This is a genomic window from Nonomuraea sp. NPDC050540 (assembly GCF_044457485.1).
GTDB lineage: Bacteria > Actinomycetota > Actinomycetes > Streptosporangiales > Streptosporangiaceae > Nonomuraea.
On sequence record NZ_JBITHA010000016.1, the window covers coordinates 1 to 22,716 of the forward strand.

Sequence of the window (22,716 nt, forward strand, 5' to 3'; positions counted from 1 at the left end):
AGCGAGAAAGGCCTCCGCTGGGGAGGCCGGCCCCTCGCATGGGCAGCCTGAAACCGTCCCTCAACCCGGCGATCATTTCCGGTCACAGCACTAGCCCCGTTTTCCGCACATGAGCGATCTTCAGCGGAGGTCTCGTGGATCGATGTCGAGGAGGTCCAGGAGATGGAGTTGGAGGTCGGTGGGTTGTGGGATGGCTGGGGGTGACTGGCCGGTGCCTGGGATCAGCCGGATACCGGCCAGCGCGTCGAGGATGAGCTTGCCGGTGGGTATGGCGGGTCGTCCGGCGTACAGGCCGTTGATCTTGGTCGCGCCGCGAGCTGCCAGGGCCTGACGGATCTGGCGTTCGATCAGGCAGAAGATGAGCAGGGCCAGGCAGATCACGGTGATCAGCGCGGCGATGCGGCGGTTGCTTTTCAGATACAGGCCGGTGACGGCCAGCGGCCCCTTGAAGGCCTGGTAGCGGTGCTCGACCGCTTCCTGGCCTTTGTAGTGGCGCAGTACCCGTCCGGCGTCGGCCTGATCCGCATCAAGGTTGGTCAGCAGGGCGTACCAGCCGTCGGTGGCGGCTTCGGCGTCCAGTACCTGCTGGTCGAAGTGCCGGCTGAGGGTGGGTTTGCCGGTGTCCGGGCTGGTAGCGGTGACCGCGCTCAGGTAGGTGCTCACCCGCCGGGCGCGGCCGATCGCGGTGATCCGGTCGCTGACGGCCTGCTCGTCGGGGTAGTGGCGGCTGCCCAGGCCGCGCTCCAGCCGGGCTGGATCCTCACCGGCCCGCGCCAGCTTCTTGGCCCGGGCGGCCTCGGCCGCGCGGGCGCGGGCCGAGGAGTGCACGAAGATCCTTCGCAGCCTCAGCACCGGATCCTTCGTGCGCGGCCCCGCCAGCGTCATGACGTCGTCACACACGTGCCAGACGCCACGCCGCTCGACGGGCTTGCCCGTGTCCCGGGCGGCGACACCTACACCTCGGTCTTTCCCCAGGTGGCGATGGCGGCGGCAGAGAAGACCGCGGCGCTGCTGCTGGGTGACGATCACAACGGGGCCACTGTTCGGCAACTCCACGCCTGACCAGGGCAAGTGAGAGGGCGGCCCCGTTCCGCTGAAATATCGGCGTAGCGGGGCCGTTCGTCATATGACGGAAGGGATGAACGGCATGATGATCATGGTGTGTACGGGGTTGGTACGGGCGAGCACGGTTGGAGCACGGAATGGCCGGAACTATGTTCTGTTCTGGTGACCAAGCGCATGTTTCCTTAGGTCAGCGTCATGATGTAAGCGCGCCCTGCAGGATTCGAACCTGCGACCGTCGGATTAGAAGCAAGATCGTCTAGTGTCTAGCCGTGTCCGATCGTGATTCTTTGTCCCGGTCCATGGTGATTGCAGTGTCGGGTCGTGACGCGCCCTGTCCCTAGGTGCCGGGACGGACGAGCACGGGCCGAGCACGGCGACCTACCGTTGGGGGTGTGGGGGGCGTTAGCCGACGTCGGCGTGCTGATCGGGCGAGTCATTCATGCGACAGGAAACTCGCTGGCTGCGTGATGTTGCCCGCGGGGCGGTAAACACGCCGACCGGGCCAACACTCGCCGGGCGGTGTAGCGTTCACGGTCGTGACCACCGTGTACCGTCCCGACACCGTCGGGGCCGATGATGCTGCGGTCAGTGACCTGGTCGATATCGTCTTCGCCGTCAGCACCCGCTGCGCCTGTCAACTGCGACTGCTGAGCGCGCCACTCGGTGAGGCCGATTTAGGCGACGGCGAGCTCCGGCAACTGGCCGTCGCGGCCGCCGAGCTTAGTGACGTGCTACGAACCCCCGGTCAGTCGATGAAGTTCAAGGAGAACGATCCCCGCGTCCCGCCTGCTTGATCAGATCTGGATCCGGAACGTTCTCCGTTGTCAGCCGTACCTCTCCGGCAAACATCGCGTACACGGCATGAACATCCAGGTCATCGCCACACGAGGCAGGAAGATCCTGTGGACCTCAGGCGCGCTACCGGGCAAGTCCCACGACCTGACCGCCGCCCGCATCTGGGGCATCCCGCGCGCACTCGATCACGCTGGGATCATCACCCTGGCCGACAAGGCCTACCAAGGAGCCGAAGGCCCGGTCCACTCCCCGTACAAGGGCAAGAACAAAACCGCGTCCCAAAAACGGGGCCAACCGCTTCGACGCCAGGCTCCGCGGCCCCGGAGAACACGCGAACGCCCAGAGGTGGAGCTGGAAGATCCTCCGGAACGACGCTGCAGCCCTTCCAAGGCTGGACACCTGTGCAAGCCATCGCTGTCCTGCGGAATCACCGAGTTGCGCAGGCAGCGTGAGGATGAAAAGCGTTCAATCTACTTTAAGGTCCAGTCTTTCCCAGTATGTGGCGCTCCTACCTTTGCAGGGAGGTTGCATATCGGGGTTTAGTGTCCAGTAGCAGTGCCCATACTGTCTCCCACACCCTCTGCACACTCCCACCCGAGTCCGAAGTCACCACCCAGCTACACAAAGCAACACAAGTGGTGACCACGCGACTCGAAGCCAGCTCACTAGGTCGCCACCGGCCCGGCCAGCGACGGTCATGGCATCGTCACAAGCTTGACTGCCCGGCTTCAGCGGTCTCGTCCGGCAGACGCAACCACCGATCCGGCGGGCCGACGACGGCTCGGGCGTCGGGCGGGCGCAGCCCGGTCTTGGCGCACATGTATGCCACGGCCTCGCCCTGGTAGAGGTATTCGGCGAGAATCTCGTCGGCCGTCAGGTGTCCGCCCGCGTCGCCGCCGCCGGGAAGTGTGTCGGAGTCCTCGATCTCCCCATCGCGGCTGACAAGCCCCTGGTCGCCGCTCTTGGGGTTGGCGAACAGGCTGTAGCAGACGGTTCCCTCGGACAACGGCAAGGTCACTTCGGGAGTGGAGGGGACGTATCCCCAGGGTTGGATGACGACGCATCCACCGGGTACGTCGGTGACGCCGACGATGCCCAGGTGGGCGTCGGGATCGGCCCAAGGATCCATGGTGGTGTCGTCCACCGGCCAGGCTTCCAGCCGCCGCGCAGCCTCGGCCGCGGTGAGATCCGCGACGCACGCCACCCCCATGTAGTCGTCGATGTCGGCCAGCGCGGCGATCAGCCGATGCGCCTGCGCCGCCGTCGCGGCCTCGTCCGGGGTCAGGCCGGGGTGCCCGGCGGGGACCGGGAACAGATCCGGGTTCGGACCGGCGAGCGCGAGCCGTCCAGGAGACCACCCGGCCATCATGGGCCGCCAGGGGTCCGCCCCGGCGGCGACCAGGGCACGGGCGTTGTCCAGGCGATGGGTGAACACCGCCGTCCACAGGGCGGTCCGGTCGTCGAACTCGGCGTCGACGTCAACGACGCGACGGGCCAGCTCGGCCACCGTCTCAGGCGTCCCCCATTCGGCCGCGAAGTGCAACGGCCTTCCCTCGTAGCCGCCGAAGGCGTAGACACCCGAGTCGGGGTCGGCGCCCGCTTCCAGCCTGGCGCGGATCGCTGCGAGGTCAGCCCATCCGTGCCCATCGATTCCGGACCAGCCCGCCGGTAGAGGCTCGGACATGACGCTCCCTCGGATCGGTATTTCATGGACGGGCACGATTATTCCGTATCAGAACGGTCCGCCTCGGCCCTCTGTCGAGTGACAGAGGGCCGAGGTCGGGGTTCAGCTTCTGGTTCTCACCAAGAAGGGGTCCTTGTCGGCGAGCCTATTTCGTGAATAGAACGTTCTGAGCCAGGTCCATCCGTGGTTCCTGTTCTGCAGGCCATTGATAGGTCTGACGGAGTAGTCGTTCCCCACCTTTCCCTGGTACGTGCTGGCGAAGGGGAACTCGTCACACTGCAGACCGGCCTGGGTGTAGTGCTGCACCCACTTCAGGCTCGGGTTCAGCTCCCAGTAGTACAGGTCGCATTCACCCTTCGTCAGATGGCCGTTCACCTGCCTCTCCCAGTTGAACTTCTTCCGGTTCTCATCCGCGTTCTTCTTGCCCAGGAGGCGGGTCAGCGGATGCGATCCCGCGACGTCGGCGTTGCCCGGGATGGTCTTGACCTGGCGCACGTTGTTCACCAGTTTGTAGGGCCAGGTGTTCTTGTTGTCCGGTGTCTTTAGGGCGTCGGCGATATGGTCGATGACCGCGTCCATGGGTTTCCCTGCCGCCGTCGCCGCGCTCTTCGACATCGTGAAGACGGGGGTGACGGTGAAGATGCAGGCGCCGGTGTGCACGCCATAGGTGTTGTTCGCCGCCGCTCTCACCGTGCTCGGTGGGTCCTCGTCCTCCTGCCCGAGGGTGAGCTCGTCACAACGGGTGGTCGGGGCGTACGCGTGGCTGGGACCACCACAGACGCGAGTCGTCCCGATGACCTTGCCCACGTCCAAGCCCATGTCGTCGAAGCAGCCGGTGTTCCACAGCGGGATCGCCTGCTTGTCCCAGGTTGTGTCGACCTCACCGTCCGAGTCCCACTCGTCCAGGGTGTTGTACAGCCGGGGACGAAGGGTGCAGGTGCTGACACGGTCGCTGTCGGGGTCGGAGTAGAAGCGGAAGAAGGTGTCACCGCTGGCCTTGAACTTGGCGATGCTGTCCCGGAACGTGTAGATACCGTCCGCGTACTCCTGCCAACCCTTGGCCCTCATCTGGTTGAGGACTGCAGGCGTGAGGTTGCACGTGGAGCCGCTTTCGCCCTTCGAGCTAATCACCAGGCCGATTCGGTACTCGTCGAGCTTGTCGGCCGGGATCTCCTTCCCGTCGAGGTACGCCACGATATTGCCCAGCCGGGTCCACATCGAGATCGTCTGCGGAGTAAGGCCCGTTCCGCCGACCACGCCCGTGCCGTCGGCGGTCCCCAGATAGGTGTGGTAGACGGTCGTGGCCTCCACGAGATAGCCGTCCTCCACCTGCGGCCGGACGTACTCTCCCTTCTTGATGTAGTCGCCTACGCCGATGAGCTTGCTCCAGCAGGCGTTGTAGCGGGAGGACTTCTGCCAGCCGAAGCTGGCGTTCGGTTGGGGCGCGTTACGGCGACCCTCCGAGCACATTTCCAGGCTCATGTGCTCATAGTCGAAATCGGCGTTCTGTACGGCGGCCGCCGCCTTCTTCGGAGTGCCTGCCTGGCCGGAGTCACCGAGATCGATCTTGACCGGCTGCCATTCCGTCCACGAGGACGCCGCGAAGGCCGACGCGGCGCGAGCACGCCATCGCACCCGCCACCCGTCCTTCAGCTTCCCGCCGGGCACCCGAGCGATTCCCACAGACCCAGTGGCGATCTCCGTGCTGCCGGACCAGATCCGGCCCTTGCCCTGCGACCGGGCGCCGGGGTCGTGCTCGACCTCGACTTCCACCTTGGAGTGCCGCGCCAACCGCCCGGACACCTTGACCATGAGCTCCGGAGCCGTGGTCGGTACGACGGCCTCCTCGGCCTTCGAGGAGCGGGTCCACACCTTGTCGATGGACAACGAGGCCTTGGCCGTACCACGTAGTTGCCGCGGTTGCACCGACCCGGCCAGGAACGTCCACCCGTAGGGCTCCTCGATGGCGTTGCCCGCCGTGTCCGAGGCGGCGGTGACCTCAGCCCAGTAGTAGAGGTCCAGCGGTTCGTCCGGGGTGAACGTCAGCACCGTGTTACGGGCGCTCATCGTGACGCTGCCGGGAACCACCTCGTCGTCGATGTCGGTCAGGACGAAGTTGACGCCGGTCACCGGCTCGCTGAAGGTGACCTTCACCGTGGCGTCGGCCGGCACGTCCTCGGTGCCGTCGGCCGGTTCCACAGCGAGGATCGTCGGCGGTGTCGTGTCCGAACCGGGAGGTGTCGTGGGAGTCGGGGTGGGACCGGCGTTGTCGGTGTAGGTCACCTTCAACGTCGGCGGATGGGCCTCGGCCTCCTCGGTTTCCGACGCGTGGAAGCCGCGGTCGTACTGCGGGGCGCTGGTGGATTCATCAACCCCGCGCACCATCAGGCCATGGTTGTCCTGGCCCGCTGCCCAGCCCCGCACGATGTCGGTCACCGGCCAGGTCCACGCGACATCGCTCGGCGGCGAATCGCCCACGCATCCGCCGGGGTCCTTGGCGAGCGCCTCGCCGTTGGTGGTGGTCTGCGGCTGATTGCGCCAGCTCAGGGTTTCGGCACTCCACGCCCCGGTGACCTGCTGCGCCTTGAGACCCGAGTCGGCGGCGCCACAACCGAAGGAAGCCGAATTCCACAGCTCCAGCTTGGCCTCGGTGATCGCCTTACCCGCCAGCGCCGAGGTATCGAACTTCAGATAGGTCCGCTCAATGGCCCTCGGAGCGCTGCTGCCGTACGCACCCGCCCACACCGTGGGGCCATTAGGGCCGACCGTCCCTTGGTCATCGAGCCAGGTGTCGGTCTGCACCGGCAACGTGATCGTCTTCGGAGCCGACGGCGCCTGGACCGTGGTGAAGGACCAGACGTGCGGGGTGGTCATGATGTTGCCCGCGGTGTCTTTGGCTTGGGTCGCTTCGGCGGTGTAGGTGGCGCTGTGGGCCAGGGGTTGTTGTGGTGTGAGGGTTAGGACTTTGTTGGTGCTGTCCATCGCCGTGGTGCCGGTGATGGTGGTGCCTTGGGAGTCTTTGAGGGTGATCTCCGCCTCGGACACCGGCTCGCTGAAGGTGGCCCGAACGGGTGTGGCGACCGGTACGTCGGCGGCGTTGTTGGCGGGGTCGGTCCCGGTCACCGTGGGTGCAGTCGTGTCGGGTGCCGCCGTGGTGAAGGACCAGACGTGCGGGGTGGTCATGATGTTGCCCGCGGTGTCTTTGGCTTTGGTCGCTTCGGCGGTGTAGGTGGCGCTGTGGGCCAGGGGTTGTTGTGGTGTGAGGGTTAGGACTTTGTTGGTGCTGTCCATCGCCGTGGTGCCGGTGATGGTGGTGCCTTGGGAGTCTTTGAGGGTGATCTCCGCCTCGGACACCGGCTCGCTGAAGGTCGCGCGCACAGGTGTGCTTACCGGTACGTCGGCGGCGTCCTTGGCCGGGTCGGTCCCGGTCACCGTCGGCGCGCTCGTGTCAGGTCCCGTTGTGGTGAACGACCAGGAATGCGGAGACATGGCGTTGTCCCACAGGTCCGTCGCACCGCTGACGGTCGCGGTGTACACGGTGCCGGCCCTCAGCGGCTGACCTGGTGTGAAGGTGACGGTGGCGTTGCCGTACTCACCGGTTTCGCCTGTCGTGGTGGCCACGACACCGCCGTCGGCGTCCTTCAGGACGAGGTCGGCGCCGCGTACGTCCTCATTGAAGGTGACGCTAACGGCGGTGTCAGTCGGTACGTCGCTCGCGCCATCAGCCGGCGTCGTTTCGACGACGGACGGCGGAGCCCCGTCACCGACGTCAGGGTTGGTGGGAGACTCGTCAGTCTCCCCCTCCAGCGGCAGCAACTCGGGGATGGTGTTGTCCGTCTCCGCGTACCGCTGGGTCTCGATCGCCCTGATCTGTTCGGTGCTGAGGACGCTGTTGTCGGGGGTGGCGAGCAGGACCTCCTCCATCGCCAGGGCCTCGCCGTACGTGGGGAAGGACGTCAGATCCCCGCTGGAGTTGAACACCACCCTGACGCGATCCGCAGGCGTGTAGTCGATGAACAACACCGGACCGCGTCCGTCTCCGCCGGTGTACTGGTCGGAACGGTATTGGCGCCAGTTGGCTCCGGCGGCGCCCTCGGTGGCGGCGCGGATCATCAGCCCGTAGTCCGACGTCCCGTCGGCCCACTGCTGCACGATGTCCTGGATCGAGTAGTACAACTCGCCGCTGCCCGAGCAGCCTGCCAACGTGGCGCTGTAGCCGCCGGTGTTGACCACCGCGTTGGTGCCGGTGCTGGACGGCTGGTTGGCCCAGGTCAAGGTGGAGTAGTGGTAGGCCGAGGTGAGTCGGCGCGCGACGATGCCCACGCCCACGCTGGTGCCGCACCCGTTGGCGTGGTAGTTCCACAACCGCAGGTCGGCGTCGTGGATGGTGGCGAAGTCCAGATGGGTGCCATTGATCACGTAGCGCAGGTAGGTGCGCCACAGTTCTCCATCGGCCGACTTCCCCGCCCGAAGCCAGGTGAACAGGGTCGCCGAGTTGGGGTACTGCACGCTGGAGACGAAGGTGTCGGAGGAGTCCCCCGCGCCGATCCACTCCCCGCTCATCGGCACAATCACCGGGTAGGCCACCGACGGATCGGCCAGGAAGACGGCGTCGGGGGTCAGCACCAGCGAGGTGTTGCCGGAGGCGTCGGTGGTCACCGAGGTGTCTACCTTGCCGATCCTGCCCTGTTCCGGCGACTCGATGGCCTTGGCGTCAACGGCCTGCGCCGCCAGCGGCCTGCTCTCCGCCGCGCCCTGCGCCGACATGAGCTGTGGCTTACCGTCACGGATGCTGTACGCCTTGCCGTCGGGCAGGTTAACGGTCAGCGGAATCTGTATCGGGCTCTTCGGACGCGTACGCAGCACGACGTCCTGAGCGAACCCGTTCGGGAGGGCGGTGAGTACCAGGTCGGCGCCCTCTGCCACCACATCCCGATAAGTAATCTTGTTTCCGTCCACGTTCGGCATAGGCAGCTTGCGGTTCCAGCCGATGGCGACGGTTCCGTCCTTGTCCTTGGCGGTGACCAGGGTCTTGTCACCCTCACCGCCGAAGGTCAGCGGAGTCTTGACCAGCTTGGCCCCCAGCGTGCCGTCGGACTTGGTCACGATCGAGGTGTCGACCGGCTGCCAGGACTTCTTGCCGTCCTTGCTGGACACTTTGAGCTGCACCGGCTCGGTACTCAGCTCAGCATGCAGCGTTTTGCCATCGGTGTTGGCCCACACCTTCATGGTTTCGGTGTAGTGCGAGGGTAAGGCGACCCGTTTGCCGGTCTTGACGGCTTTCGCCTTGGCCGCCACCATCTTCTCGTCCACCACGGGACTGCCGCCCCGCCGCTCTGAAGGCGCCGAACTCGGCGTAGGTTCGTGCTGCTCAGCCCAGGACGGAGCTGAGGCCATGCTCAGGGCCATAATCGCAGCCACAGCAGTGGCGGCGGCCCTCGCCAGGCGTCTTCTCCGATGCCTGGGGCCGGGTAAGTGCGGTGCTGTCTCCCCGTTTCGCACCAGCAGTGTCACGTAACACTCCTCTGCGCACAGCAGAGTGGCCATGTCGCCACGGCCACTCGAACGGATGTTCCAGACGCAGAGATATCATCCAGATCAACGCAAATAAAGGTCTTTGATCAAGCTGCCATTCGTGATAACCCCACGGGCAGGGCAGGAAGGGAAAGGCCTCTACCTGCTGCTCTTCCCGCGGCAGGTGGGCGAGCGTGCATCACCACGGATCAGACAACGATCGAAGCGCGCCCTGCAGGATTTGAACCTACGGACCGTCGGATTAGAAGCAAGATCGTCTAGTGTTTGGCTGTGTCCGGTGGTGATTCTTTGTCCCGGTCCATGGTGATCGCAGTGTCAGGTCGTGCCCGGCCCTGACACGGGGTGCCGGGACGGACGAGCACGGGCCGAGCACGGCGACCCATCCGGTGGCATCGCGGGGTCGTCCGACGTGGGGACGAGGCTGAGAGCTGCGACTCCGATCAGCGCGTGTGCTGGATCACCCCCACGCGCGGTTATGCTTCGGCGTTTCGTTCCATGGCATCCAGCTGGTGCCGGCCGACCCGCGCGTGGGGATCCTCCAGGGTTCGCCAGCGGGACGCTGTCCACCAGCAGGGCCGACACGCGCATTCATCACAAATACCACGGTAGTCCCTGCAATCACCCGTTCGGCAGCTGCTCTTCGGCATCCCTCTCTTATCCGTAGGTGCTGGCTGGTTCGAGCTCCCGGGTGCCTGTCACGTCCACTCGGTCTCCTTCAGTTCCTGTCGCGTCGTCTGATTGTGGGTGACGGTGAAATGCGTGTGAGTGATGCATCTGCCTTCCCCGCACAGGGAAATGCGGGCCGCCGTCATAGTCCGTAGCGGCGGGAGCGCCGTGGCGCGGCCTGTCAGCAGCTGGGGATGGCAGGCGTGGACGGCCTTTTGCCGCCAGGCGCTGATGGGGTTCCGTGGCGGTGGATGGAGTGGGACGCCAGGTAAGAGGGCGGTTCCAGCGAGGGCTGGGCGCCACCAGTCGGTCACGTTCCGTCATGAGGCGATGTTGTGGCCGGCCGATGGCGGAGGCATCTAGAAGAAATGTAGATCGCGCTCTTGTCGCGTTCCATGATCGGTTGTCCAATGACGAGAGGCCTGCGGAACGGTCTTGTGCGCTGTGGATGGTCCCGCGATGAGTCGACTGCCGCATATGTAACAGTATGTGACTGTTTAGTGCAGAATATGGCTCTTGAGGTGTTATAAGGCCGAAGTTAAGATTTGCGTGCTTATGTGATCTTTCTCTGAACCTCCGAGGCGGACGAGTGTTTCGTGCTGGGTGGTGAGGAGCCGTGTTCGCGCCCGTGTGTGTGGGGTGCCTCGCTGGTTCGGAGTGTGATGGCGTATGGGCCGCAGTGGTGGGCTGCCGCGTTTAGGCCGTGCGAAGGCGTGGCGGGCGGCGTTATTGGTGGCGCTGTTGCCGGGGTTGACGTTCACCACGGCCTTTCCAGTCTCGGCTGCTGTGGCGTCGGTGGCGGTCGTGGATGGCCGGGTGGTGCCGGACACGCCGGATCAGCAGCAGGGCTCGCCGCTCCCGTTACCGTCGCTGGTGGACACCGCCGCCACGACGAGCAGGGAGAAGACGGAGCCGTCGGAGCAGGATCCGCGTAAGCGTAAGGGCGGGTTGCCGGCCGAGGGCCGGCATGTGGAGGAGAATCCGCCGCAGGCGGTTGCGAAGAGTCCTGATGGCGAGGCGCGGCTGGCGGCGGTGTTGTGTGCGTCGTATCCGGCTTACAACTCCTCCAGCTCGTATGCGGGCCGGTCGCAGGTTTCTTATCAGCTGGGTATTTGGACGAGCCGGGTGGAGGTGCCCCGGTTCAAGCCGCCGGGTTCGACGTATTACGAGATCACCCCGGAGGGTGCGGGGATCGAGCGGCCGTATTGGAACCGGGAGGGGGATTGCGCGGATGGGCCGCCGCCGGACCCAGTGCGGTATCCGCCGACGTTCGATGACGTGTTCCCGGTCGATGAGATGTTGGTGGATTCGCTGACGCCGTTGCTGGTCGCGCACGCGTACGGCAACAACGGCGGGACCTACATTCGGTACACGTTCGAGGTGTGCGACAACGCCGACATGACCGGTGCGAGTTGTTTCACCTCCGGCCAGCTGGCCGGCGATGTCAACACCTGGCGGGTGCCTGCGGGCAAGTTGGTGTGGGGCAAGGAGTACTGGTGGACCATCTCGGCGCTGGATGTGTTCTGGTCGAAGACCGCCACGACGCCGGCGTTGTCGTTCACCACCGGGGTGCGGCAGCCAGCGATCGGCTCGCAGCTGGCCACTTCGGGGGTGGATGGGCAGGAGTTTCACCAGCTGCCCGGTAACTACACGACGTCGTTCACCGATGCTTCGGTTGCCACCGCGGGTCCGCCGCTGTCGATCGTGCGCTCCTACAACGCGATGGACCCGCGCCGGGACGGCATGTTCGGGGCGGGCTGGTCGACCCGGTTCGACATGAAGATCCAGCCGGAGTCGGTGGCGGCGGTGCCGACGCTGCTGCTGACCAACCCGGATGGGCGGCAGATCCGCTTCGCCTCTAGGGGTGATGGGTCCTATCAGCCGCCGCCGGGCATGTACGCGACGCTGGTGCAGACGTTCAAGGACGTGTGCACGGCGGGCACGTGTGTGAAGGAGCCGTCCGGGTGGCGGCTGATGGACAAGTCGTCCACCTCCTACCTGTTCGCCGCCACCGGCAAGCTCACCACGATCACCGACAACCTTGGGCGGGCTCAGGAGTTCGCCTATAGCGGTGATGGCAAGCTGGCCAGCGTGACCAGTCCGGGTGGCCGGTCGCTGAGCTTCACCTGGAACGGCGCGCACGTCGCCACCGTCTCCACCCCGCCGGTCAACGGCCAGCCGCTGACGTGGACCTACGTCTACCAGGGTGACCAGCTGAAGCAGGTGTGCTCGCCGACGGCGGCGCCGAACTGTGTCACCTTCGACTACACCGACGGCTCCCTGTATCGCAGCACTGTGCTCAATTCTGACCCGATCGGCTACTGGCGGCTCGGCGAGCAGACCGGCACCACCGCGGCCGACCTGGGCTGGGGCGCGGGCCCGGCCGCCTACTCCGGCGCCACGCTGAAGCAGCCGGGAGCGCTGGCCGGTACGGGTGACACGGCGGTGACCGTCTCGGGTAGCCAGAAGGTCGTGTTGCCCGAGCACGCGCTGGCACGGGTGGAGGACGCGGCCACGTTCGAGACCTGGTTCAAGACCACCCAGTCCGGGGTGCTGCTCGCGACTGGAGCAGCGTCGGAGGCTGGTTCGGGCCGTGTCTATGTGGGCACCGACGGTAAGCTGCGCGGCCAGTTACGCCGTGCGGGCAGTGGGTCCGGGATCGCGCCGATCACCTCTACTGGCGTGGTCAATGATGGGCAGTGGCATCATGTGGCGATCACCCTGTCCGCGGGGGAGCAGCGCCTCTATTTGGATGGCCAGCAGGTCGGCACGCTCGCCGGAGCCATCACGGGCGGCTGGTCCGCGGACGCAGAAGTCGGGTTCGGCCAGGTGGTGGGAGGAGAGTGGCCTGCCACACCCGGGACGGCCGGGGCGACGACGTCGTTCGGGTTCAGGGGTCAGCTGGACGAGGTTGCCGTCTATGCCAAGCCGCTGACGCCGGAAGATGTGCGCCTGCACTTCGAGGCGCGCGCGGCGGCGCCGTACAAGATGACCAAGATCACCCTGCCGTCCGGGCGGGTATGGGCCGCCAACGTCTACGACGCGGCCACCGACCGGCTCAAGACGCACACCGACAACAACGGTGGAACGTGGCAGATCAGCGCGCTCGACTATGCCAAGTCGACCGGGTTGTCGAAGGTGACGGTGACCGACCCCAATCTGAACACGATCGTCACCACCTACGATGCCTGGCGCGGCTACCGCGTCGTCTCGCGCGCGGACCAGTTGGGGAAGATCACCAAGTACACCTATGACACCGGCGGCTACCCGCGCGACGTGATCGACCCCAACGGCAACGTGTTCGGCCGCCAGTGGACCGCGCGCGGCAACCTGTGGGGCAAGGGATCGTGCCGGAGTAGGAGCCAGATCTGGTGTGAGTGGGAGTGGTTCGGCTACCACGAGAACGCCGCCAACCCGTTCGACCCGCTGAACGACAAGATGCACTCGCGCCTGGACCAGCGTTCCTCCAGCGCGCTCGACAACACCTACGCCACGCACTGGTCCTACAACGAGTACGGGCAGGTGAAGAGCGAGACCTGGCCCGACGTGGTCGGCGACCCCACATGGGGGATTGCCTACACCTACACCGACGGCACCGAACCGGCGATCGGCGGCGGCACCACCCCCAAGGGTCTGCTCAAGACCCAGCGTGACCCCAAGGGCGGCGAAACCCGCTACGCCTACACCGCCGCGGGTGACCTGGCCGAGGAGACGACTCCCAGCGGGCTGAAGACCGCCTACACCCACGATGCGCTCGGACGCGTCACTTCGCATGCGGAAATCTCCACCGCGCATCCGGATGGGGTGAAGACCACCTTCACCTACGACGGCATGAGCCGGGTGGCCACGCAGACCGGACCGGGCGTCCGCAATGAGATCAGCAACGCCACTCACACCATGCAGGCCCGCTACGGCTACGATGCCGACGGTAACGAGCTGTCGGAAACGATCGCCGATCTCACCGGTGGCGACCCAGACCGCACTACCAGTTACACCTACGACGCCTACGGCCGCTCCGCGACGATCACCGGCCCCGAGGGCGGTGTGTCCAAGCAGGAATGGTCCTCCGCGGGTGCGCTGGTCAAGATGACCAACGAACTCGGCACGGTGGTGGAGAACGGCTACTCCAAGCGCGGGGAGTTGCTCACGCGCACGCTCAAGGGCTGGACCGGCAGTCCGGTGGCGCCGCAGCCGGCCCGGGACGTGATCCTGGAGTCCTACACCTATGACCTCGCCGGCCGTCTCGCGGCTGAAGCCGACGCGATGGGCCGCAAGACGTCCTACACCTACTTCGATGACAACCTGCTATCCCAGGTCATCGGCGACGACGTCAAACTCAACGGCTCCACCACGGCCCGCGATGTCGTCCTGGCCTCGCACACCTACGACCTGGCCGGGAACCTGACCAAACGGGTCACCGGCGGCGGGAGCGCGGTCGCGGAACAGGTGGTGGACGCAGCCAACCGCATCACCTCCACCACCTTCGACCCGGCCGGGGTGAACCGCAAGACCGTCTTCGACTACGACCGCGCCAACCAGACCATCAAGGAAACCCGCACCGGCGCCGGGAGCACGAACAGCGAGATTACCGAGTACGCCTACAACCCCGCCGGGATCATGATCCGGCAGACCATCAAGAACGACGGCAACGATCTCGTCACCTCCTGGACCGTCGACGAGCGCGGTCTCACCCTCGACAGCGTCGACCCGCGCGGAAACGTCGCGGGCGCCGACCGGGCCGCCTTCACCACCAGCTTCCGCTACGACAACGTCGGCCAGCTGATCGAGACCAAGGCTCCGCCCACCCAGATCGAGAAGGCCGGAACGTCGACGCTCGCGCGCGCCACCTCCCGTTTCGGCTACAACGGCGCAGGCAACCAAACCCATGTCGAAGACGCCGAAGGCCGCCGGATCGGCGCCGGATACGACCGGGCGGGCCGCCGCACATCGCTGACCGGTGCCGCCTACACCCCGCCCGGTGGCAGCGCGCTCACGCCGACCTTCGGCTACAGCTACGACCCGGCCGGCCGCATGACGACGATCACGGATCCGCGCGGTCAGGTCACCTCGGCCGAATACGACGCTCTGGACAACCCGGTACGCGTCACCGACCCCGCTGCGCAGGGCCAGCCCGCCGGGCGCTGGGTTTCGGAATACGACCTGCTCGGCGAGCGGCTGGCCACGATCGACCCGACCGGAGCACGGAGCGAGGCCACTTACGACGGCCTTGGCCGCCAGATCACCGACACCACCATCGAGCGTCGGCCCACGGCAGCGGTGTTCACCACCAAGCTCGAATACAACGACGCGGGCTACCTCACCAAGACGATCCGGCCCGGCAACAAGGCCACCACCTACACGGTCAACGCCGCGGGCGAGGTCACCGCCGAGACCGACCCGCTGAACGACACCACCACCTACACCTACGACCCCGCCGGACGACCCACCAAGGCGACCGATCCCCTCGGCAACGCCACTGCCGGAGAATACGACCCGGCCGGGCGTCTGCGCACGGTGAAGAACCTCAACAGCGCAGGTAGCGTGTTGCGCTCGGTGAGCTTCGGCTACGACGCCGCCTACAACGTCACCGAGGTCACCTCAGGCGAGGGGTACATCACCCGCCGCAAGTACGACGCCACCGACCTGCTGGTCGAACTGACCGAGCCCGTCTCCGCCACCGAGTCCATCACCACCAGTTTCGGCTACGACGCCACCGGCGCCCGCACCCGCCTGACCGACGGCCGCGGCAACGCCACCTGGACCGGCTACAACACGCTCGGCCTGATCGAAACGCTCACCGAGCCCGCCACCCAGGCCCACCCCAACTTCGCCGACCGCACCTGGACCCACCTCTACGACGCCGCCGGCAACGAGACCGCGCTCCTCCAGCCCGGAGGCGTCCGCCTCGACCGGCAGTTCGACCACCTCAACCGCATCACCAAGATCAGCGGCTCCGGCGCCGGGATCGTCGCCCCCGACAAGACCTACAGTTACGACCTCGCCAGCCGCGTCACCACTGTCGGCAGCCAAGCCCTGGAATACAACGACCGCAGCCTGCTCACCAAACTCACCCCGCCCGCAGGCACCCCCACCACGTTCGCCTACGACGCCCTCGGCAACCCCACCCAGCGCGCCGACGTCACCGGCACCACCACCTACACCTGGGACAACGACAACCGGCTCAAGACCGTCACCGACCCCGTCAGCGGCCGCACCAACACCTACGACTACGACAAAGCCGACCGCCTGACCAGCCTCAAGTCCGCCAACCCCACCACCACCCAGACCTACACCTACGACGCCCTCGACCGGCTGGAAACCCACACCCTCAAAAACAGCAGCGGCGCCGAAACCTCCAAGATCGTCTACGGGTGGGACAAGGACGACAACCTCACCTCCAAGACCACCACCGGCATCGCCGGAGCCGGAACCAACACCTACGGCTACGACCGCGCAGGACGCCTCACCTCCTGGACCGCCCCCGGCGGCAACACCACCGCCTACACCTGGGACGCCTCCGGCAACCGCACCAAAGCCGGCGACAAGACCTACACCTACGACGAACGCAACCGCCTCACCACAGGCGACGGCACCACCTACGCCTACACCCCCCGGGGCACCCTGGCCAGCGAAACCAAGAACGGCACCACCAAACACCTCACCTTCGACGCCTTCGACCGCCTCATCAACGACGGCGACACCCTCTTCACCTACGACGACCTCGACCGCATGACCTCCCGCCAAGGGACCGGCGGCGAAACCCGCTTCATCTACGCCGGCCTCGACAACGACATCATCGCCGTCGCCGACCAAACCGGAGCCATCCAAGCCAAATACGGCCGCGACCCCTCCGGCGGACTCCTCAGCCTCCAAGAAGGCACCAACCCCGCCGTCGGCGCCCTCACCGACATCCACCACGACCTCATCGCCACCTACACCGGCACCGCCATCACCGCCTCCACCGCCTACAACCCCTTCGGCGAAGTCATCGCCCAAGACGGACCCAAACCCAAACTCGGCTACCAGAGCGAATACACCGACCCCGACACCGGCAAAGTCAACATGCTGTCGCGCTGGTACCAACCCGGCACCGGAGCATTCGCCTCCCGCGACACCTGGACCCTCAACCCCCAACCCTCCATCCAAGCCAACCGCTTCACCTACGCAAACGGCTCACCCCTCACAAACACCGACCCGCTCGGACACAAGGTGCGGATCGATAGTGGCGGTGGCGGCGGCGCCGCACCGCGGGCCAATGCCGGCATGGCACAGAGCCTCGGAGTGACCCCAGCCCAAGCCGCGGCGGCGGCAGCAGCGGCAGCGGCCAGAGCGGCAGCAGCAGCGAGGGCAGCAGTTCGGGCGGCTCAAGCAGCAGTGCGGGCAAAAACAACAGGTGCCAAGACGACAAATGGAACGGGAACCGGGGCGAAGCCGAACGGTAAGGGTGGGAGTAAGCCGCAGACGAAGCCCAGCACGAAACCGCAGGAGAACCTGCAATCTGAGAAAAACCTCTGCCGTACACGTCCCGGCGGCTGTGGACCAAAGAACACGGCCAAAACTCCAAAGCAGCCGCAAGGCAAGAAATGCAAGGTCAACTGCGGAAACCACACCCAGCCCAAACCGCCATGCAAGATCAACTGCGGCGGCACCAAGACCGACACCAAACCGAAGCCGGACCCCAAGAAGAAGGACGAAAAGGATCCAGAACCCTGCCGGGGCCCGAACTGCATCAGCAAGCAACCGGGTGATGGCCGGCGGCCAGGCCCCGACCTCAGCTGCGACGGTCTCTGCGACGGAGGGCGTCGGGGCGGAAGTCCAACCCGGCCCATCGAGAGTGTCAACTGGGACAGAGGCTCCGTCGGGATCGCCACGGACTTCGGCGTAGAGCCCGACGCTCCCGGCGAAATCATCCGATGCGACACACCCCTGAGATACACCGGCACCTGCAAAGACGGCTCCCACGCCGTAGAACAGCCCACCGACGTCGGAGTCGTGATCCCCGAACCGGACTACGGCGACCCGCCGCCACCCCCCATCTACAACTGCGACCCACCCAACAGCTTCGTCGCCGGAACCAAGGTCCTAATGGCTGACGGCAGCCACAAGGCCATCGAAGATGTAAAGGTTGGCAACCTGGTTATGGCCGCCGATCCGAGATCGGGTCAGAAGGAAGCCAAGGAAGTCACAACTCTGATCAGTGGCAACGGAGTGAAGAGCCTCGTCTCGATCAGCATCGATATCGATCCAAGTAGCAGAACCAAAGCCGACGCCATCACCGCTACGAGCAACCATCCGTTTTGGGTGGCAAACCTTCGCGAGTGGGTGAATGCCGGGAGCCTAGAGCCAGGCATGTGGCTTCAGACGGCGTCGGGCACCTACGTTCAGGTCTCAGCGATAAAGGCATGGGTTGCCACTCGACCCGTTCACAACCTGACAGTAGACGGACTGCACACGTACTATGTCGCTGTCGGTGGCGACTCAATTCTAGTCCACAATGACGAGTATCTGGACCTGTATCACGGCACGAGCAGGGAAGCTGCAGATAGCATTCGCAATAATGGGGTGGACCCAGGATTTCGGCCACGCCCTCGCGATTTCGGCAATGGGTTCTATTTGACAAAAGATAAATCCCAGGCTGAAACTTGGGCGCGAAACAGGTACGGCACGAACGGCGTGGTGCTGCACTTTCGTGTGCCGACGAGTGCAATTGTCGATCTAAATAGTAAAACATTCGGCTCTGGAAGTCCCGACTTGGCGGACTTCCTATACATGAACCGCACAGACTCCGGAACCCATCCCTATGATGTGGTCGAGGGGCCTATGCTCAGGAATGTGAAGCCATTTCTGGAGGGTGCTAGTCCTGTTCTATTCGGCCATCAGATCGTGTTCTTTGGCGATCGGGCGGCACGAATTCTTGATGGATGCATTCAGTAGGGTAGAATTCTAATGAGGAGATTTCTTCTAGCGGCCCATGGTCCGGTCTTCGAGTATCTGGAGCAGATCGCCGAAGAGATGATAGAGTCTTTCGGAATTCCATATCGTGAGGCCGTCGCTCGTGTTAATAATCATTGGGCTGATGCTGACATCACTGAAGTAGAGGATCTTATATTTCACGAACTTCCGGGATACTGGTCAATGATTATCTACTACCGCGAGGTTGAGGATTGGTCGCCTGAAGCTGACCGAGCCAACTGGCGCATTAAGCCAGCGCCACATGTTGACTCGCCCTCGTGGACGGTATAGACCGCGTACCGTCTCGGAATCCTGCACTCCTTCAGACTCGTACGAACCTAGGGAACATCCTCGCGTGCGCGGGTGTACTGCTCCGATACTCGTGCACATAGTCTGATCTGCTGTTTCGCCGGCTCTGTCAGGCGGCCTGGTGGTACTCGTTAATAGCTCCGCTGCGCACCCTTTCGGCACCTGCTACAGAGGATGAAAGCCTGAGGTGACATGGCGTGGTTGCGTGCTCATCGGCTGGTTCGGGAGTATGCCGGTGGGATGCGTTATCCGGATGGTGGTGGTCTGACCCCGGCGGCGCGAGCCAGGCGTGAACAGATCCGCTTGGAAGCTGCCGGGCCGCCGACACGGTCACGATCCTGCGCGCGCACCAGCGGCGTCAACGCGAGCAACAGCTCGCGGCGGGCGAGATGTGGAAGGGGACCGGGTTCGTGTTCACCCAGTCCGATGGGGATCGGCTGCACCCGCAGCATGTGTCCGACCAGTTCCTGTGGCTGGCCTACCTGGCGGGGTTGCCACCGATCCGGCTTCATGATCTACGGCATGGCGCGGCGTCGTTGATGCTGGCCGCAGGTGTGGAGATCAAGGTGGTTCAGGAGACTTTGGGGCATACCTCCAGCGCGTTCACCGCCGACACCTACACCTCGGTCTTCCCGCAGGTGGCGATGGCGGCAGCAGAGAAGACCGCGGCGCTGTTGCTGGGCGACGACGAGGGCCGAGGCGTTCTGCGGCAGCTTCGCGTGTCACCGGAGGGGACGGCCCGGCCGGGGGAGATGATGGCTTCGCTGCGCTGGCATCACGGCGGAGCGAAGCCGTCGTCATGTGGCGGATATGAGGAACGGTATGATGATCATGGTGTGTACAGGGTTGGTACGGGCGAGCACGGAATGGCCGGAGCTATGTTCTGTTCGGGCGGCCAAGCGCATGTTTCCGCAGGTCAACACCATGATTGAAGCGCGCCCTGCAGGATTCGAACCTGCGACCGTCGGATTAGAAGCAAGATCTTTTAGTGTCGCACTGTGCCACTGGGTGATGGTTCGTGCCATCTCAGCGCGTTATGCGTGTCCGGCAGTGCCAGGTTCTGATGGCGTGTGACGGGGCGGACGAGCACGCACCGAGCACGGCAGCCGTCCTATTCGATCATTGAACGCTTTTCATCCTCACGTTGCTGGCGCGACTCGGTGATTCTGCAGGACGGCGATGGCCTTGCACAGGTGGCCGGCCTTGGATGGGCTGCAACGTAGTTTCCGGAGGATCTTCCAGCTCTTCAGCTGGGCGTTCGCGCGCTCGCCGGGCGCGCGGAGCCTGGCGTGGGAGCGGTTGGCCTGCTTCTGGGACTCGGGCTTGTTCGTGCCCTTGTACGGGGTGCGGACCGGGCCTTCGGCTCCCTGGTAGGCCTTGTCGGCCAGGGTGAGGATTCCTGCCTGCTCCAACTCCCGCAGGATGCCCCAGATGCGGGCAGCCGTCAGGTCGTGGGTTTTGCCTGGCAGCGCTCCCGAGGTCCACAGGATCGTCCCGTCCGGGGTGGCGATGACCTGGATGTTCATGCCGTGTACGCGATGCTTGCCGGAGAAGTACGGCCGGTCGGCGGCGATCCGGTCGATGTGGATCAGCGTGCCGTCCAGCACCAGGTAGTGCAGGCCGTCGCGCTTGGCTCGGCGCAGTGCCTGTCCGAGTTTGGGTGAGCGCGCCGACAACAGCTTCACCGTCTCTTCCACCTACCGCCACGCGGTCGCCGTGGAAACTCCGAATCCGGCTCCGAGCTCCGGAAACGTGTCGCCTTTGCGCAGGTGGACCAGGACGAGCAGGGCCTGCTGTCCCGGGTTGAGCCGCCGCCAGATGGAGCCGATGGACTTGCGGTGTCGACGGATGAGGCCGGCCACGTAGTTCAGGATTGAACGCGACAAATCGACGGCAGCACGATAGAACAGCATCCGAGGCCCCTGGTTGTGACGGACGTGATTGTGGTGATCAACCCGTCTACCAGGGGTTTCGCCATGTCATCAGACGAATGTCGACCTTGCGATCATGCTGTGATCAGCAGTCACCGCACGGGGATGAAAACGGCTCATTGCATCGAGGCTTCCCGGAATAGACTTCGCGCTCCAGCCACGTCGGACCATCTATGGATGACGGTGGCAGACCCTTTCAGGCGGCGGCCTTTTCGAGTGCCGTCGATTTCGTGCAGGTGCAGTCAATCTCGCACCAGACGCCGGTGTGGTCGGGCTTGTGGGTGATGCCCCAGTCGCGGGAGAGGTGGTCCACAAGGAACAGCCCGCGCCCCCGGGTGGCCTCCGCGCTGGCCACGCCAGGCCGCGGCCTGCCCGCGCCACCGTGGTCGTGCACCTCGACGCGGACGGCGTCGGCCAGATGGGTGATCCGCACCTCGAAGTTGTCGTCACGGCTGGCGGCGGAGTGCTCGACGGCATTGGCGGCCAGTTCGGAGACGGCCAGGACCACGTCGTTCGCAGCAGGATGGCCGGCCACGACGCCGCCCACGAAATGACGCACGTGCCCGAGCTCTTCGAGCAGGGCCGGGAACTCTCGCATCTTGGTGCCGGTCATTCCCCATCGCCTCCGCAGGTGCATCAGCTCATACCGCCTGACACCTCCAAGGATGCCGATCCCGCTTGTCGGTTCCCTGCCACCCGCTTGCGGCTCACTGTCGGCAGGTCAAGCCCGCGCCCGGCCGCCTCGCCGGGCACGGAAGGCATCGGTCACGCCGACATCGCGGCCCACATTGAGGGATCTCCTGAAGGCGCTCTTCGGCAGGGCTCCGGGGTTCTCGTGGTTTCGGCCTTGGTGTCTGGTTCGGTTAGGTGATGCCGAGGGTCGTCAGGCAGCGTTGGGCCTGATGGGCGTTGTGTCGGTTGGCTTTGGCGATGTTGGTCCAGCCGTGGAGTTTGAGGATGCCGATGGCGATGGTGCGCAGAGCGGCCATGACGGCGGGTCCGTTGCCGGTACGGATCAGGCTGGCGTCCTCGCGGTAGGTCCGCCGCCGTGTGGCGGGGCCGGGGCTTTCTGATGATGGCGATGGCTTGGGCGGCGTGCGGGAAGGCCAGCCCGGCGGCGACGCCAGGACCTTGAGCTGGCGGCATTCGCTGCGGTCATGACCGTGGTGGTCCTCGCGGTGGGCGATGGACACCTGGCGCCACAACAGGCCCTTGAGCTGCCGATACAAGCTCGGCTGGTTCTTCACCACGAGGATGTAGTGGGCGTTCTTCTCTTCGACCAGGAAAGTGGCGTGCTCGCGCTGCGTATGCAGGGCATCGACCGTGATCACGGCGTCGGTCAGGTCCAGTGGGCGCAGCAGCGGGCAGAAGACGGTGATCTCGTTGCTCTTGCCGTCGACCTCGGCCTGGGCCAGCAGCGCCATCGTGCGGGCGGTGATCGCGGTCAGCACATGCCGGGCCCGGCCGGTGTCGCTGCCGTGCCGGGTGCCCCGCAGTGCCTTGCCGTCGACGGCGATATGACGCCGCCGGCGCCGACCCGCCGCCTGCCCGCCACCTGGCGGATCGACCGATCCTTGTCCTGGCCGGATGCACCTTGCTCCCGGTGGGCGGACAGATCGGCCAGCCAACTGCCGCACGCGGCCGCGAATGCGGTCGTGTCCAGGGTTTCCAGCAGATCACGCAGAGTCGACTCGTCCGGGATCTCATGCACGCGCCGCAGCGAGTTCCAGCGGATGCCCAGCCCCACCAGCACCATGTGGCGGCGGTCGTCGGGCGACT

The 22,716-nt window shown here is 65.3% G+C and carries 11 protein-coding genes and 1 pseudogene; 5 read left to right on the forward strand and 7 right to left on the reverse strand.

Translation table 11 applies throughout. From position 1 onward, the window contains the following. Nucleotides 1-120 precede the first annotated feature (120 nt). Nucleotides 121-900, reverse strand: a complete 780-nt coding sequence (locus tag ACIBI5_RS40175; protein ID WP_397254836.1) for a hypothetical protein — start codon at nt 898-900, stop codon at nt 121-123. Between ACIBI5_RS40175 and ACIBI5_RS40180 the strand changes: the two genes are divergently transcribed. The 3 genes from ACIBI5_RS40180 to ACIBI5_RS40190 all read left to right on the forward strand — a co-directional run bounded on the left by ACIBI5_RS40180 (nt 901) and on the right by ACIBI5_RS40190 (nt 2,403). Then, nucleotides 901-1,062 (forward strand): hypothetical protein, encoded by a 162-nt coding sequence (locus ACIBI5_RS40180; RefSeq protein ID WP_397254838.1) that lies wholly within the window; start codon nt 901-903, stop codon nt 1,060-1,062. 539 nt (nt 1,063-1,601) lie between these two features. Further along, nucleotides 1,602-1,859 carry a hypothetical protein gene (locus tag ACIBI5_RS40185; protein ID WP_397254840.1) on the forward strand — a complete coding sequence of 86 codons (258 nt, stop codon included), beginning with the start codon at nt 1,602-1,604 and terminating at the stop codon, nt 1,857-1,859. Between the two features lie 10 nt (nt 1,860-1,869). Beyond that, a complete protein-coding gene (locus ACIBI5_RS40190; protein ID WP_397255289.1) occupies nt 1,870-2,403 on the forward strand; it encodes a transposase family protein in 534 nt (177 codons plus the stop codon). A gap of 163 nt (nt 2,404-2,566) precedes the next feature. Here the strand turns inward: ACIBI5_RS40190 and ACIBI5_RS40195 are convergent, their stop codons facing one another. Both ACIBI5_RS40195 and ACIBI5_RS40200 read right to left on the reverse strand, forming a co-directional pair. Next, on the reverse strand, nt 2,567-3,544 hold the full coding sequence (locus ACIBI5_RS40195; protein ID WP_397254841.1) for an ankyrin repeat domain-containing protein: 978 nt from the start codon (nt 3,542-3,544) through the stop codon (nt 2,567-2,569). A gap of 102 nt (nt 3,545-3,646) precedes the next feature. Further along, a complete protein-coding gene (locus ACIBI5_RS40200; protein ID WP_397254843.1) occupies nt 3,647-8,857 on the reverse strand; it encodes an Ig-like domain-containing protein in 5,211 nt (1,736 codons plus the stop codon). Between the two features lie 1,557 nt (nt 8,858-10,414). On the opposite strand from ACIBI5_RS40200, the gene ACIBI5_RS40205 reads away from it, so the two are divergent. Both ACIBI5_RS40205 and ACIBI5_RS40210 read left to right on the forward strand, forming a co-directional pair. Continuing rightward, nucleotides 10,415-18,679, forward strand: coding sequence for a LamG-like jellyroll fold domain-containing protein (locus ACIBI5_RS40205; protein ID WP_397254845.1), 8,265 nt, complete (start codon nt 10,415-10,417; stop codon nt 18,677-18,679). Between the two features lie 737 nt (nt 18,680-19,416). After that, nucleotides 19,417-19,938 (forward strand): tyrosine-type recombinase/integrase, encoded by a 522-nt coding sequence (locus ACIBI5_RS40210; protein ID WP_397254847.1) that lies wholly within the window; start codon nt 19,417-19,419, stop codon nt 19,936-19,938. A gap of 207 nt (nt 19,939-20,145) precedes the next feature. On the opposite strand, the pseudogene ACIBI5_RS40215 reads toward ACIBI5_RS40210, so the two are convergent. The 4 genes and pseudogenes from ACIBI5_RS40215 to ACIBI5_RS40230 all read right to left on the reverse strand — a co-directional run bounded on the left by ACIBI5_RS40215 (nt 20,146) and on the right by ACIBI5_RS40230 (nt 22,693). After that, nucleotides 20,146-20,919: pseudogene (locus ACIBI5_RS40215) on the reverse strand (transposase family protein). Nucleotides 20,920-21,133: 214 nt separating this feature from the next. Beyond that, nucleotides 21,134-21,550, reverse strand: a complete 417-nt coding sequence (locus ACIBI5_RS40220) for an ATP-binding protein (RefSeq protein ID WP_397254849.1) — start codon at nt 21,548-21,550, stop codon at nt 21,134-21,136. Nucleotides 21,551-21,800: 250 nt separating this feature from the next. Beyond that, nucleotides 21,801-22,454 carry an ISAs1 family transposase gene (locus ACIBI5_RS40225; RefSeq protein WP_397255291.1) on the reverse strand — a complete coding sequence of 218 codons (654 nt, stop codon included), beginning with the start codon at nt 22,452-22,454 and terminating at the stop codon, nt 21,801-21,803. After that, nucleotides 22,382-22,693, reverse strand: coding sequence for a hypothetical protein (locus ACIBI5_RS40230; RefSeq protein ID WP_397255301.1), 312 nt, complete (start codon nt 22,691-22,693; stop codon nt 22,382-22,384). Before ACIBI5_RS40230 ends, ACIBI5_RS40225 begins: the two co-directional genes overlap by 73 nt. Nucleotides 22,694-22,716: the final 23 nt, after the last annotated feature.